The organism is Roseovarius ramblicola (genome assembly GCF_042430665.1).
GTDB classification, from domain to species: Bacteria; Pseudomonadota; Alphaproteobacteria; order Rhodobacterales; family Rhodobacteraceae; genus Roseovarius; species Roseovarius ramblicola.
Map to the genome: position 1 here is coordinate 34,758 of NZ_JBHMEC010000019.1, position 14,133 is coordinate 48,890.

Below are 14,133 nucleotides of genomic sequence, written 5' to 3' on the forward strand. Positions count from 1 at the left end.
GGCCGGGATTCCGTCAGCCGCCCCACACGTAAACCGCGGCAAACAGGAACAGCCAGACCACATCGACGAAGTGCCAGTACCACGCCGCAGCCTCGAAGCCGACATGTTGCTCGGGCGTGAAATGCCCTTTCATCACCCGCATCAGGCAGACGAAGAGAAAGATCGTGCCGATGATCACATGCGCACCGTGAAAGCCCGTGGCCATGAAGAAGTTGGCCCCGTAGATATTGCCGGAGAAGCCGAAGCCTGCATGGCTGTATTCATAGGCCTGGAAAAATGTGAACAGCGCGCCCAGAGCGATGGCAATGATCAAGCCCCATTTCACATCCTTGCGATTATTCTCGTGCACCAGCGCATGGTGCGCCCAGGTCGCGGCGCAGCCCGAGCACAGCAGGATCAGCGTGTTGATCAGCGGCAGGTGCCACGGATCGAAGGTCTCGATGCCCGCCGGCGGCCAGATCGCGTCCTTGATCGGGCTTTCCGGACCCATCGGGTACATGGCGTGCTTGAAGAAGCTCCAGAACCACGCGGCAAAGAACATCACCTCCGACATGATGAACATGATGAAGCCATAGCGCAGCCCGATCCGCACCACAGGCGTGTGATCACCGGTCTGCCCCTCGTGGACCACGTCTGACCACCAGCCGAACATGACGTAGAGCACACCGATCAGCCCGGCGAGAAACATCCACGGACCATGATCGTGGAAGAACAGGACCGCCCCGAAGAGCATGACGAACCCCGCCAGCGCGCCCAGCAGCGGCCAGATGGAGGGGTGCAGGATATGGTAATCGTGGTTCTTGGTATGTGCCATCTCGGTCTCTTCCCTCGTCACAAGCTCAGTTCAGCGTTGTATCGTCTGTTTTTTCCGGCGCAAGCGCCGCGTGGTTTTCCGGCAGGTCGATCTCGTGGAATGTGTAGGACAACGTGATCGTGTGGACATACTGACCCTCGCGGTCATCCACGATCACGGGATCTACGTAATAGGTCACCGGCATCTGCACCCGCTCGCCGGGTTGCAGCACCTGCTCGGTGAAGCAGAAGCAGTCGATCTTGATAAAGAATCCGCCCGCCTCGTAGGGCGTCACGTTGTAATTCGCACGTCCGGCAACCACCCGGTCGGTCGGGTTGTAAGCCTCGTAGAAGGCAAGCCCCGTCTCGCCGATGCGAAGCTCGACCTCGCGCTCGACGGGCTTGAACTCCCACGGCATCCCGCGCTCGCGGCTGGCATCGAAGCGCACCTTGATCGTCTTGTCGAGGATATCCGCGCTCGCCACGTCCGACACGCCGGTCACCCCGCCAAAGCCGGTGACACGGCAGAACCAGTCATAGAACGGGACCGACGCCCAGGCCAGCCCGCCCATCAGCACGACCACGCCCATGGTCTGCGCGAGGGTCTTCGTCTTCGCATCGAGCGCCATCATCTGCCCTCCTGCTGTTGCGTCGGGACCTTGAAATCGCCATCGGTCACCTTGGCCACCGTCAGGCCAAAGACCAGCGCAACGAACCCGCCCAGCACCAGCCCCAGCCCCAGGTTGCGCCCGAAGCGCCGCTTGTGCAGTTCGTGTTCCTCGCGAAAGCTCATGACCAGACACCAGGCCCCGGACCGCCGAGCCCCAAACCCGCCAGCGCCGCCTCGGCAAGGATCGCGGTGAAATGCGCGAAGAGATACCATAGCGACAGCCGGAACGCGCGCTTCTCGACGCGGTAATCGTCGGCCTCCGCCGCGCGCTCGTCGCGCCGCCAGATCGCCACCGCATCGCGCAGAAACAACGCGTTGAACACCAGCGCCACAGCGAGATAGACTGGCCCGCCAATCTGCGTAAATGCTGCGCCCACCGCCAGCGCCGCCAGCAGCACGGTATAGACGAGGATATGCACCCGCGTCGCCCGGCGACCATGCGTGACGGTCAGCATCGGCACGCCCGCCTGATCGTAATCGCCCCGCATGAACAGCGCCAGCGCCCAGAAATGCGGCGGCGTCCACATGAAGATGAGCGCGAACATCAGCACCGATTCCAGGCTCACCGAACCGGTTGCCGCCGCCCAGCCGATCATTGGCGGAAACGCCCCGGCGGCGCCGCCAATGACGATGTTCTGCGGCGTCCAGCGCTTCAATCCGATGGTGTAGATGACGACATAGAAGAAGATCGTGAAGGCGAGGATCACGGCGGCCACCGCGTTGGTAGCAAGCCACAGCATCACCACCGACATCGCCGCCAGCGTGATGCCGAAAGCGAACGCCTCGTCGCGCGTCACCCGCCCCGCCGGTATGGGGCGCTTGCGCGTGCGCCGCATCATGGCGTCGATGTCGGCCTCCCACCACATGTTGAGCGCACCCGCCGCGCCCCCGCCCACGGCGATGAACAGGATCGCTGCCAGCGCCTCGATCGGGTGCAGCGCCACCGGCGCCGCCAACAGTCCCACCAGCGCGGTAAAAACGACCAGCGTCATCACCCGCGGCTTCAGCAGCGCGAAGAAATCGCCAAAGCCGCCCTCTCCGGGCTGCGCGGTGCTGGCTTGGTGAAGGCTCGCGTCGCTCATCGTCTTCTCCGGGGCGCGGATGCGCCATGCTTGCGCACCCTGCGTTCGGGGGTGTCGGTGCGGGATGCGCCGTCATGGCGCACCCCGAACGGCTCACTCGGCTGCGGCGACCTGCACGGCATCCGGCAGTGTCGACGGGTCGCCCGCATATTCATCGATCGCACCCTCCAGCCAGTCGGCATATTCCGCCTCGCTCACCACCTTGACGGTGATCGGCATATAGGCATGCGCCTGCCCGCACAGTTCCGAGCACTGGCCGAAATAGATGCCTTCCTTTTCGGGGGTGAACCAGAGCTGCGCCAGCCGCCCCGGCACGGCGTCCTGCTTCACGCCGAAGGCAGGGACGGTCCAGCTATGAATCACGTCCGCGCCGGTCACGGTCATCACGACGGTCTTGCCCACGGGCACCACAACGGCGGTGTCGGTCGCCAGCAGGAACTCGTCGCGGCTGTAGCCCGCCTCGACAAGCTGCGTCTCCACCTCCGGTGTCAGCCGGTTGTCGCCGCCGGTGGCCGGCGCGCCGATCATGTAGCTGTCGAAACCGAATTCGTGATCGGTATATTCATAGCCCCAGTACCACTGGTAGCCGGTGACCTTGATGTTGATGTCGCCCTCTGGGATTTCCTGCTGCTTGAACAGGATCGGCAGCGAGTTGGCCCCGATGAAGACGAGGATCAGGATAGGTACGATGGTCCAGACGATCTCGACCGGCGTGTGATGGGTGAACTTCGCCGGGGTCGGGTTGGCGCGCCGGTTGTAGCGCACGGTCACATAGGCCAGCAGCGCCGTGACGAGGAGCGTGATGGCGATGATGATGACGTTGATCGCCCCGTCGAGCCATTGCAGGTCGCGGGCAAGCTCGGTCGCTGCGGGCTGAAACCCGGTGAGGCCCGACTTGGGCGCGCCGACGATGTCCTGCGCGCGGGCGGGAAGTGCGGAGAAGGCGGCCATGACGGCCATGAGGCTGGGGGTAAGTCGCATTGTGCACCCTGGTCGGTTGAAGCGGTTCTTGTCTCTGGCCTTGCCCGGTCGGGCCGGGCGGTGGCGGAACGCCGTTGTCTTGACTACGTCTAAAACCATATTCTGACCGTGACGACAAGAAAGACCATTGCGGCAAACGGACGCTTTTTTGATCTGGATCAAATCGCGCCCCCGGATTGACGCCCCATCACGCAGGACAGCACCCCATGAGTGACACCCCGTTTCGCCCCTTCGACACGCTCCTCGACCGCGAGGCGGCGCTGGCGTCCCTGCACGCGGCCACCCGTGGCGCCGACGATGGCGAGATCTTTCTCGAACGCCGCCGCGCCGAGGCGCTGAGCTTTGATGACGGACGGCTGCGCACTGCCTCCTACGACGCTTCCGAAGGGTTCGGCCTACGGGCGGTGCGCGGCGAGGTCACGGGCTATGCCCATTCCTCCGAAGTGAACGAGGCCGCGCTCGCCCGCGCGGTCGAAACGGCGCGCCTCGCGGTGGGCGCGGGCGGCGGCACCCTCGCGGCAGGCCCCGCCGCCACCAATACCCGGCTCTACACCGATGCAGACCCGATCGCCGGGGCGGGCTTTCCGGTCAAGATCGACACCCTGCGCGATATCGACGCCTTCGCCCGCGATCTCGACCCCCGCGTGGTGCAGGTCACCGCCTCGCTCGCCGCCTCGTGCCAGGAGGTGGTGATCCTGCGCCCCGACGGGCAAGAGTTGCGCGACACGCGGCCGATGACCCGGCTCACCGTCTCGGTCATTGTCGAGCAGGACGGCCGCCGCGAACAAGGCAGCGCCGGCGGCGGCGGGCGGCTCGGCATGGGCGGGCTGATCGCGCCGGCGGAGTGGCAGGCCAAGACCCGCGAGGCCCTGCGCATCGCGCTGGTAAACCTACGCGCCGCGGATGCTCCCGCCGGCGTGATGGACGTGGTGCTTGGCCCTGGCTGGCCCGGCATCCTGCTGCACGAGGCCATCGGCCACGGGCTCGAGGGCGATTTCAACCGCAAGGGCAGTTCCGCCTTCGCCGGGCTGATGGGCCAGCGCATCGCGGCCCCCGGCGTCACCGTGCTCGACGACGGCACGATCCCCGACCGGCGCGGCTCGCTCACCTTCGACGACGAGGGCACGCCCTCGGGCCGCAACGTATTGATCGAGGACGGCATTCTTGTGGGTTACATGCAGGACCGCCAGAACGCCCGGCTTATGGGCGTGGCCCCCACCGGCAACGGCCGCCGCGAAAGTTATGCCCACGCCCCCATGCCGCGCATGACCAACACCTACATGCTCGGCGGCGACGCCAGCCCCGGCGATCTGGTATCCGGGATGAAGGACGGCATCTATGCCGTCGGCTTCGGCGGCGGGCAGGTCGATATCACCAACGGCAAGTTCGTCTTCTCCTGCACCGAAGCGTACCGCGTCAGGAACGGCAAGATTGGCGCGCCGGTGAAGGGCGCCACCCTGATCGGCGACGGTGCCACCGCCCTGCAGAAAATCCGCGGCCTCGGCAACGACATGACCCTCGACCCCGGCATGGGCACCTGCGGCAAGCAGGGCCAATGGGTGCCGGTGGGTGTGGGCCAGCCCTCGGTGCTCATCGGCGGGCTGACGGTGGGTGGGTCTGCCGCCTGAAGCGTCGCTCAAAAGTGAGAACCAACCCCGAGTTTCTCGAACTTGCGAAATCACGACGGTGCAGTATCCGCCCTGATCAAGACGGATACTCTAAATATCACCCAGGTTGCTCAGGATACTTTCCGCATTGATAATTGACTGTGCTATTTCGGTTGTTGTGGTTCGCTTCGTCATTGCCTGCTTGCGAATGATGTCATACGCCTCACGCTCGGCAATTCCGCGATGCCTCATCAGAATGAACTTGGCGTCATTGACCTTTTGCACGTTGTCCAGTTTTTCCCGAAGCTTCGCCATGTCCTTGGCGAAACGTGCCTGTTCCGACTGATAGCGTCGGGCCATCAGCATACTGCTGAGAACACCCGCTGCGCGCACCGGTTTCATAAGCACGGCATGCGCGCCGATTTCGAGAAGGACATTCAGGACAGAGGGATTCTCGTATCCGATGATCGCAATAATCGTCACCGGCTTGTCGCGCTTTTCCAGAAAGCCCTTTAGTTTGGTCGGCGATTGATCGGTCACGTCAACGAGGACCATGTCGAACTTGTCTGGCAGGTTTTGTGGCACAGGCCACATGTGATCAAACCCGCACCCGATCCGGTTCACCTGTTGCAAAAGCTCATCCGCACTCCGGTCTCGTGGATGGATCAGCAGGACATTCTGATCTCGCAGGTCACGGATCAGATCATGCATGGCGCCCGCCGCTCACCGAAACCTTCTGGGTGTGGAAACTCCAGTCATGTATCGCCGGGAACACAAGATAAGGATCGGGCTTGATCGCGCGGCGAACCTTGAGATCAATCACGAATTCCCCATCCTCATTGACCGTTGCGATACGCGATTGCAGGTAGGTGTGGTTGTTGTCCGGGTCGATCTTGATCTGGCCCTGCGGCGCATCGAAAGAGGCGCCGAGCAAAGCCTCGCGCAAACAATCGGTGTCCATTTCTCCTGTCTCCTCCAAGGCGGCCGCAAAGAGGTGAACCTGACTGTAAGCCGCTTCGCAACAGCTTGTGACATCAATAGTGGAACCGAACTTTCGTTCATAGGCTTTCAGGAAGCGGCGATTCGCCACGGAACTGATGGACCGAAAGTAGGGCGCAGCGGTGATATGGCCCACCGATGCGCGAGCGCCGATCGCGTTGATCTCGCCTTCGTTCGTCGTGAGGCTGGCAATGGGACAGACACGGCCATCACCGCCAGCCGCGTGATAAGAGCGGTAGAACTCGATGCACGATTGTCCGACGATGGTGGAAAAGATCGCATCGGGGCGGGCCTCCATGATCTCCTTGATCACGTCGTCGAAGCCATCGGCGCAGGTGTGCAGATCAAAATAGCGTTCGCCAACCACCTCGCCGCCGCCTTGCCGTAGAACATTGCGCATGACGCGATTGGATTCATAGGGGTAGATATAGTCCGAGCCCACGAAGAATATGCGCTTGCCGAAGGCGCTCATCAGGTAGTTCGCAAGCGGCACGCTGTTCTGGTTGGGACATGCACCGCCGTAGATCACGTTCGGGGAGTATTCGAAACCTTCGTACAGGGTCGGGTAAAGGAAGAGCGCATTGCGCCTCTCGACCACGGGCAAAACCTCCTTGCGCGAGGACGACATGTAACAGCCGAAGATGACGTTCACCTTGTCGTCGATGATAAGACGCTCGGCCAACTCGCCATAACGCGGCACGATCGAGCCCGGATCATAGCTCACCGGCTCGAGAGGCGACCCTTTAATACCACCCCTTGCATTTATCTCGTCAATCGCGAGCAATGCCCCATTGAGCTGCGACTGCTCTATTATCGAGGTCACTCCGGACGTCGAAAACAGCAATCCGATTTTCCAGCTTTCGTTCCTTGTCACTAAATGGCACCTCTGTTCAGGAGTATTCAAACTGTACCGTTCCGTCTTTGCGGTCGGCCCGGATATGTGTTGTCGTCTGCTTCGATCTGCCAACTGACGGAACCGGCCCGTCCAGGAGAAAGCCTGCCAAGGGAAATTCCAGATGTCGGCGGATCGCCCGCCTCAGGCCGCGCGCGCCAAACCGTTTATCATAGCCTTCGGCAGAAAGAAAATCCCTCAGCGTTGCGCTGATGCCAAGGGAAAGATCGTGTTTGTGCAGGCGTCGGTTGAGTCTTGTCAGCTCGACATCGACAAGCGCCGGGACCTTGTCCCGGGAAATCCAGTTGAAAGTATCGACATGGTCAATCCGGTTGACCAGTTCCGGTGGGAACCGGTCCAGAAGACATTTCATGACGATGTCATGCGCCCGCGCCCGCCGGCTTTTACCGAATGAACCCAACCGCCTGAATATCCCTCCGCCGTGTTCGTCCAAAGCCATCAATTCGCGTGCCCCGAGATTGGAGGACATGAACACCAGGGCGTTCCGGAATGAATATGTCTTTTCACCCGAAGCCACGGTCAGCAAACCGTTGTCAAACACGTTCATCAGCGCCAGGACGACCTCGTTGCTGGCCTTTTCCAATTCGTCGAACAGCACTAACCCCGGCATATTGCGGGTCCCTTCGATCTGTTCCTGATCGAGAATGGTCGTGCCTTCCTTGGAGCCGACATAGCCGGGCGGCGCGCCTGTAAGGGCCGCCGCGTAATGCTCCTGCGCGAGCGTGTTCATGTCGATGCGACAGAATGCATCGGCGTCACCATAGAGTGCGCGCGCGAGCGTTCGCACGGTTTCCGTCTTTCCTACGCCGGTCGGGCCACAGAACAGAACCGTCGCCAGCGGTTTGCGGGGATCCCCGATATCGGCCCGCACCACCTTGAGAATATCGAGCAACTCCTCGATGCTTTCGTCCTGTCCGATGATGGCGGCCCGCAATTCCGCCTCGACCAGGCCGAGATCGAATGTGAAACGCGACACCAGTCCGGTCTCGGGCGTTTTGATGCTTTCGGCCACGGTCATACGCGCATTCTCGTCCGCCAAGGCGGCACCAAGCCTCTGCTGGCGTGCTGTATCCTGCAATCGGTCGGTCAGAAACGGCATCGTCGCTCCATCGGCTCAAAGGGAGAGGAACGGCACACTGCGGCGCCGTTCCCGGGTGTTGGACTGCACGGTCAGTCCGCTTCTTTTTCCTTCGCGCCAGTGGGCAGGCTGCCGACCGGGCAACAGGCCACGCCAATGGTCGAGCGGGTCAGGGACTCGACATGCTTCTGGGTCTTTTCCGCGTCGTTCACCCAGTTGCGGTAGAACTCGAACGGGCATTCGGCGACGCCCTTGTCCCCGTCGCCCGAAGCATGGACGCCGGTATATCCGCGGTGAAGCAGCTTGAAGAGATGGTTCTGCGACTGATCGTTGGCACGAGCGTCGCGGATCTCGGGGATCGAAAGCTGCGCGTATTGAATCCCCATGTCCTCTTCGCCGCACTCGCCAAGCGTGCGTCCATCGAAGCCGATGATCGCCGAATGCCCGAAGTAGGAATAGACGCCATCGAAGCCCGCGGCATTCGAGACCGCCACGTAGCTGTTGTTCGCCCAGGCCATCGCCTTGGCCATGATCACCTGCTGCTCTTTCGCGGGATACATGTAGCCTTGGCAGCGAACGATCAGCTCGGCCCCTTTCATGGCGCAATCCCGCCAGATCTCAGGATAGTTCCCGTCATCGCAGATGATCAGGCTGATCTTGATGCCCTTTGGCCCCTCGCAGACAAAGGTCTCACTGCCCGGATACCAGCCCTCGATCGGGTTCCAAGGCAGAACCTTGCGATATTTCTGCACGATCTCACCCTTGTTGTTCATGAGGATGAGCGTGTTGTAGGGTGTCTTCTTGGGGTGCTCCTCGTGGCGCTCGCCGGTGATCGAAAAGACCCCCCAGGTGTTGGCCTTGCGGCACGCGGCGGCAAAGATCTCGGTTTCCTCACCGGGAATCGTGGCCGCCGTCTCCATCATCTCGTCGGGATCATACATGATCCCTTGCGTGCTGTATTCGGGGAAGACCGCCAGGTCCATACCGGGAAGCCCCTGCTTCATCCCGACGACCATGTCGGCGATGTTCTGTGCGTTTTCCAGAACTTCAGCCTTGGTATGCATCCGGGGCATCTTGTAGTTGACGACAGCAACGCCGACGGTGTTGTCACTGCTGGAGATGTCACCATGTCTCATGTCTTGTCCTTTCCTTCAGGTGCTTCATTGCTGCTTGCCCGACCCTCAGAAGGTCAGGTGCTTCTCCACGACGGAGTCGGTGAGATCGATGCTGTGCCCGCTCATGACCACGCGGCCCTTGTCGAGCACCAGAAAGCGGTCGGAGGCGCGGCGCGCGAACGGGACGTTCTGCTCCACGAGGATGATGCCGAGACCGCGTTCCTTGTTCAGTCGAATGATCGCTTCTTCGATCTGTTTGACGATGTTGGGCTGGATGCCTTCCGTCGGCTCGTCGAGGATGAGGATCTTCGGGTCCATGGCAAGCGCCCGCGCGATGGCAAGCTGCTGCTGCTGTCCTCCCGACAGGTCTCCGCCTTTGCGGCTAATGAACTCATCGAGTATCGGAAACATCTCGAAGAGATACTCGGGAATGTCACGCTTGCAGTCGGAGCGGGCGAACGTGCCCATCAGGATATTCTCCCGCACCGTGAAGTCCGGAATGATCTCGCGTCCCTGCGGAATGTAGGCAATACCGAGTTGCGCCCGTTGCGACGTGCTGAGGCCGAGCAAGTCGTTCTCTCCGAACACGAGCCCGCCGTCGCAGCGATGGGTGAGACCCATGATCGATTTCAGCAACGTGGTCTTGCCGACGCCGTTACGGCCCAGAATTGCGAGAAACTCCCCTGGTTCCAGATCGAAGGAGATACCCTGGATAACCGGGCTCTTGCCATAGAAGGAGTAGAGGTCCTTTGCGCGCATGGTTTCCATGATCAATGCCCCAGATACGCTGATTTGACGTCTTCGTTGGTTTCGATCTCTTCGATCGAGCCCTCGGCCAAAAGCGTGCCGCGGTTCATGACGACGATGCGATCCGCGACGGTGCGGACGAACGACATGTCATGCTCGACGACGATCAGCGTGTGCGACTCGCTGAGAGACCGGAAAATCTCGGCGGTGCGCCCGGTTTCCTCGACGGTCATTCCGGCGGTGGGCTCGTCCATCAGGATCAGGCGGCTGTCCTGCGCAATGAGCATGGCAATCTCGAGCCATTGTGTTTCACCGTGCGAAAGGTTGCCTGCCACCTCATTGGCCTTGGCTTCGAGCCCGATGCGCTCCAGGATCGGGACCGCGGCGCGCCCGTCCGACAGGGCGAAACGCGTGAGGGCATGCAACATGCCGGGCCGGCGCGACCGGGCCACCGACAAGTTTTCGGCCACCGTCAATTCCTTGTAGACGGACGGCACCTGAAACTTGCGCCCGATACCCAAACGCGCGCGCCGGAATTCCAGCAATTGCGAGATTTCGGTGCCCTCGAAGCGTATCGAGCCGCCGGTTGGTTGGGTCTTGCCGCAGATGAGGTCGAGTGTGGTCGACTTGCCCGCGCCATTCGGACCAAGAAGACAGAGAATTTCACCTTCGCCCACGCTGAAGTTGAGACCGTCAACTGCCTTTAGCCCGCCAAAATCGACATGCAAATCGTTTACCTGGAGTTGGGACATGATCAGTTCTCCTGTCCGGGCTTGACCGGTTCGGGCTGCAAATGCGGCTTGGCCGAAATGGCTCGTTCTTTCTGGAGAAACCCGCCGATGAACCGCCATGCATCCCCAACCAGCCCGTTCAGACCCCGCGGCATGAACATCACCACGAACACGAAGATGATGCCGAGCATCAGGTTCCATCCTTCGACAAACATGTCCGACAGGCGCCCTTCGAGGAGATTCACAAGGATTGCACCGATCGCCGCGGCCAGGACGGAGTCCCGCCCCCCGACGGCGCACCAGATCACGATGGCCAGGCTGAAAGAGACGCTCATGTAGGTCGGAGACGCGAATTCAAGCACCAGCGTGTAAAGCATGCCCGCCCAGCCAGCGAGCGCCGCCGAGACGCAGAAGATGACTGTCTGGTAATTGGCCACGTTGTAGCCCAGGAACCGGGTTCGATCCGCATCCTCGCGAATGGCGCGCAGGATCAGCCCGAACTTGCTGTGCGTGAGGTAGAGCCCGAACGTGATCGCCGTGACCAGACAGCCTGCGACCAGATAGTAGAACCCGACACCGTAGGTATCGACACGCCAGCCCAGCAGATTGAGCGGAGCCAACCCTGTCAGGCCGTTCTGGCCGCCCGTGATGCCCTGTTCCTCGATCACGACCAATTGGAAGGCCACGAGAAAGGCCAGGGTGATGATCGCGACAAAGACCCCGGCAATTCGCGCCCGGAACATGAACATGGCGATCAGCCCGCCCACGAACGCCGGCACGAGCAGCCCGGCCAGCAGCGTGAAGCCGAGCGAATGAAAGGGAACCCAGATTAGCGGAAGCTCCGGGACATTGTTCCAACCCATGAAATCGGGCAGCCCCTCGCCACTCGCCTTGAGCTTGAGGTGCATGGCCATGGCATAAGAGCCCATGCCGAACGTCGCCGCCTGACCGAGATTGAGCAGCCCGGCGCTTCCCCACGATAGCGCCAGCGCCAGCGACGCGATGCCAAGCGCCAGATACCGGGCAAACGTGTTGAGCTCGAACCCGTCGAAACCCATCAGTACCGGCACTCCCAGCACGATGAAGAGTACAAATATCACCAACGCCACAAGGTCGTAGAATAGTTTCGTCGTCATGATGTCCTCCTCAGCGGCGCGTGTTGGAAGGAAAGAGACCGCGCGGACGGAACCTGATCAGAACGATGATCCCGGCCAGCACTGCGATCCGGCCCAGTGTGTCGTTGAACAGCATCGAAAAGAGCGCCGTCGCCTCGCCGATCAGCACCGACGCGCTGGCGGCACCCAGCAAGCTGCCCAACCCGCCAACGATCACGACGAGGAACGCATCGACGACAAGTCCCGTTCCCATTGTCGGAATGGTGCTGAAAAGGGGGGTGATCAATGCGCCGGCAATTCCGGCAAGGCCCGCACCATAGGCGAACGTGACCGAATAGATATGCTTCGCTTCTATGCCATAACATTCGGATATCTGCCGGTTCTGAATCACGGCTCGGAGCTTCATGCCAAATTCGGTGCGCGTCATGAGTGCCCACGACGCGGCCAGAACGGCCAGCGAGAACACGATCACGAATATTCGGTAGTTCGACATGACAAGCCCGCCGATCTCGATGTTGCCACTGAGAAGTTCCGGGCCTTTCACGAAGCGTGACTCGGCCCCGACGGACAATCGCACCAACTGTTGCAGGATGATCCCGATGCCCCACGTCGCAAGGATCGTATCCAACGGACGGTGGTAGAGCCGCTGAACGATGACCCGCTCGATGATCCAGCCGACTACGGCAACCGCCACAAAGACGAAGGGCAGGGCCACGATTATGCTGAACCCTGCATAGGTCTGTAACGCCCACGCGGCGTATGCCCCGAGCATGACAAACTCGCCATGTGCAAGATTGATGACGCCCATCGCGCCATAGATGATGGCCAGTCCCAAGGCGATCATCAGCAGGATCGAGGCCATGCTGAGACCGGCGAACATCTGGTTCAATATGACGTCCATCGAAACACCCTTCCAATTGGCCCGGCTCCTGTGTGAGAGCCGGGCAGTCCGGTTTTCTCGGATTTTGTGGTTGGACGTCAGGTCCTTACCAGACCCTCGCCGGTGCATGTCTGCCCTTCGTAGGCAGCATATGGCAGGGGGGCGACGCGCTTTTCCGATTGCACCAGAACTTCGGCCTGGCCATTCGTCTGCCACTGTCCGATCTTGGGCCACAGATGCGTGTGGAGGTTCTCGTCGATCAGCACCTCGCCCTGCGGCGCGGTGAGTGTCAGGCCCACGGCGGCATCGCGGATCGCCTCCGGTGTGATGTTCGCCGGGTCCAGCTTCTCCAGCGCCGCCTTGAACTGATACACTTGGAAATATGCCGCTTCGCTGACGAAGTGCGTGACCTGGTCCGCACCATAGCGTGCCTTGTAGGATTCGACGAACCGCTCGTTTTCCGGTGTCTGGGTGCCCATGAAGTAGGGAGCGGACGAAAAGTGGCCGGCCGCGGCCTCGCCGCCGATCGCCTTCACCTCGACCTCCGAGCGCGTGAGGCTCACGATCGGCATCCTGGCCGGATCAAGCTCTGCCGCGTGGTACTGCCGGGCAAATGCAACGTCCGAGTCGCCCACAACGGTGGCAAAGATCACATCCGGCTCTTCTGCGCGGATGCGGTTGATCACAGAGCTGAAGTCGGAGTGCCCCAGCGGCACATATTCCTCGTGGACCACTTCACCGCCGTGCTTGGCCAGCAGGGTCTTGCAGTAGTTGTTTTCCTCTTTCGGATAAACGTAATTGTTACCGATCATGTAGAAGCGCGGCCCGAAGTTCTCGATCGCCCACGGGATCAATTCGTCCTGCTGCTGGTTCGGCACGGCACCGCCATACATGACGTTGCGCGAGCATTCACGGCCTTCGTAAAGCGTCGGATACCAGTAGAGGTTGCTGCGCTGCTCTGTAACCGGGAGCACGGCCTGACGACTTGCCGACGTGTAGGAGCCGAAGACACTCACGCATTTGTCGCGGATCATCAGACGGCGCGCCCGATCCGCATAGGTCGCCGGATCGGAGGCGGGATCCTCGATGATGGGCCGCAGTTGGCGACCATGCACACCACCTGCGGCATTGATTTCCTCGATCGCCATCAGGGCGGCATCGTGAAGGGTGCTTTCGACCACGGCCACGGCACCCGTCAGCGAGAACAACAGGCCCACTGGAATATCGTTGCCCTGCGCTGCTGCGCGGCCAATCGTCGTAAGCAGGGCCGGAGCCGACAGCGCGCCGGCTGTTCCCACAGCTCCGACACTGCCCAGAAAATCGCGACGTTTCATACTGACTTCTCCTCTGTTGGATGCGAGCGACCGTTTCATTCGGCAACAAAAAAAGGCCCCTCAACGCGGTTCACGACCGCAGTTGAAGA

General features: G+C 61.3%; 15 protein-coding genes. 1 reads left to right on the forward strand and 14 read right to left on the reverse strand.

Annotation, left to right across the window (positions count from 1 at the left end):
• Positions 1–13: 13 nt before the first annotated feature.
• The 5 genes from ACFFU4_RS14080 to coxB all read right to left on the reverse strand — a co-directional run bounded on the left by ACFFU4_RS14080 (position 14) and on the right by coxB (position 3,525).
• On the reverse strand, positions 14–814 hold the full coding sequence (locus tag ACFFU4_RS14080; protein WP_377070431.1) for a cytochrome c oxidase subunit 3: 801 nt from the start codon (positions 812–814) through the stop codon (positions 14–16).
• A gap of 25 nt (positions 815–839) precedes the next feature.
• Positions 840–1,421: a cytochrome c oxidase assembly protein gene (locus ACFFU4_RS14085; RefSeq protein WP_377070432.1), complete on the reverse strand. Its 582-nt coding sequence runs from the start codon at positions 1,419–1,421 to the stop codon at positions 840–842.
• The gene (locus ACFFU4_RS14090; protein ID WP_377070433.1) at positions 1,421–1,585 is read right to left on the reverse strand and encodes a cytochrome c oxidase system small membrane protein; all 165 of its coding nucleotides are present in this window, start codon (positions 1,583–1,585) and stop codon (positions 1,421–1,423) included. Before ACFFU4_RS14090 ends, ACFFU4_RS14085 begins: the two co-directional genes overlap by 1 nt.
• Entirely contained in the window at positions 1,582–2,544 is a 963-nt protein-coding gene (gene cyoE / locus ACFFU4_RS14095; protein WP_377070434.1) for a heme o synthase, read from the reverse strand. The genes ACFFU4_RS14090 and cyoE overlap by 4 nt, the downstream gene beginning before the upstream one ends.
• Positions 2,545–2,637: 93 nt before the next feature.
• Positions 2,638–3,525 (reverse strand): cytochrome c oxidase subunit II, encoded by an 888-nt coding sequence (gene coxB, locus ACFFU4_RS14100; RefSeq protein ID WP_377070435.1) that lies wholly within the window; start codon positions 3,523–3,525, stop codon positions 2,638–2,640.
• Positions 3,526–3,731: 206 nt separating this feature from the next.
• On the opposite strand from coxB, the gene tldD reads away from it, so the two are divergent.
• The gene (gene tldD, locus ACFFU4_RS14105; RefSeq protein WP_377070436.1) at positions 3,732–5,153 is read left to right on the forward strand and encodes a metalloprotease TldD; all 1,422 of its coding nucleotides are present in this window, start codon (positions 3,732–3,734) and stop codon (positions 5,151–5,153) included.
• 90 nt (positions 5,154–5,243) lie between these two features.
• Here tldD and ACFFU4_RS14110 read toward each other — a convergent pair whose 3' ends face one another.
• The 9 genes from ACFFU4_RS14110 to ACFFU4_RS14150 all read right to left on the reverse strand — a co-directional run bounded on the left by ACFFU4_RS14110 (position 5,244) and on the right by ACFFU4_RS14150 (position 14,044).
• Complete coding sequence (locus tag ACFFU4_RS14110; RefSeq protein ID WP_377070437.1) at positions 5,244–5,843, reverse strand: ANTAR domain-containing response regulator; 600 nt, start codon at positions 5,841–5,843, stop codon at positions 5,244–5,246.
• Positions 5,836–7,005 (reverse strand): transporter substrate-binding domain-containing protein, encoded by a 1,170-nt coding sequence (locus tag ACFFU4_RS14115; RefSeq protein WP_377070438.1) that lies wholly within the window; start codon positions 7,003–7,005, stop codon positions 5,836–5,838. The genes ACFFU4_RS14110 and ACFFU4_RS14115 overlap by 8 nt, the downstream gene beginning before the upstream one ends.
• 16 nt (positions 7,006–7,021) lie before the next feature.
• Complete coding sequence (locus ACFFU4_RS14120; RefSeq protein WP_377070439.1) at positions 7,022–8,143, reverse strand: AAA family ATPase; 1,122 nt, start codon at positions 8,141–8,143, stop codon at positions 7,022–7,024.
• Positions 8,144–8,214: 71 nt separating this feature from the next.
• The gene (locus ACFFU4_RS14125; RefSeq protein WP_377070440.1) at positions 8,215–9,258 is read right to left on the reverse strand and encodes an aliphatic amidase; all 1,044 of its coding nucleotides are present in this window, start codon (positions 9,256–9,258) and stop codon (positions 8,215–8,217) included.
• A gap of 45 nt (positions 9,259–9,303) precedes the next feature.
• Positions 9,304–10,005 carry an urea ABC transporter ATP-binding subunit UrtE gene (urtE, locus tag ACFFU4_RS14130; RefSeq protein ID WP_377070442.1) on the reverse strand — a complete coding sequence of 234 codons (702 nt, stop codon included), beginning with the start codon at positions 10,003–10,005 and terminating at the stop codon, positions 9,304–9,306.
• A 2-nt stretch (positions 10,006–10,007) separates the two neighbouring features.
• Entirely contained in the window at positions 10,008–10,736 is a 729-nt protein-coding gene (locus ACFFU4_RS14135) for an ABC transporter ATP-binding protein (RefSeq protein ID WP_377070444.1), read from the reverse strand.
• Positions 10,737–10,738: 2 nt separating this feature from the next.
• Entirely contained in the window at positions 10,739–11,851 is a 1,113-nt protein-coding gene (urtC, locus tag ACFFU4_RS14140) for an urea ABC transporter permease subunit UrtC (protein WP_377070445.1), read from the reverse strand.
• Between the two features lie 10 nt (positions 11,852–11,861).
• Positions 11,862–12,731 (reverse strand): urea ABC transporter permease subunit UrtB, encoded by an 870-nt coding sequence (urtB, locus tag ACFFU4_RS14145; protein WP_377070446.1) that lies wholly within the window; start codon positions 12,729–12,731, stop codon positions 11,862–11,864.
• A 77-nt stretch (positions 12,732–12,808) separates the two neighbouring features.
• On the reverse strand, positions 12,809–14,044 hold the full coding sequence (locus ACFFU4_RS14150; RefSeq protein WP_377070447.1) for a transporter substrate-binding domain-containing protein: 1,236 nt from the start codon (positions 14,042–14,044) through the stop codon (positions 12,809–12,811).
• Positions 14,045–14,133 lie beyond the last annotated feature (89 nt).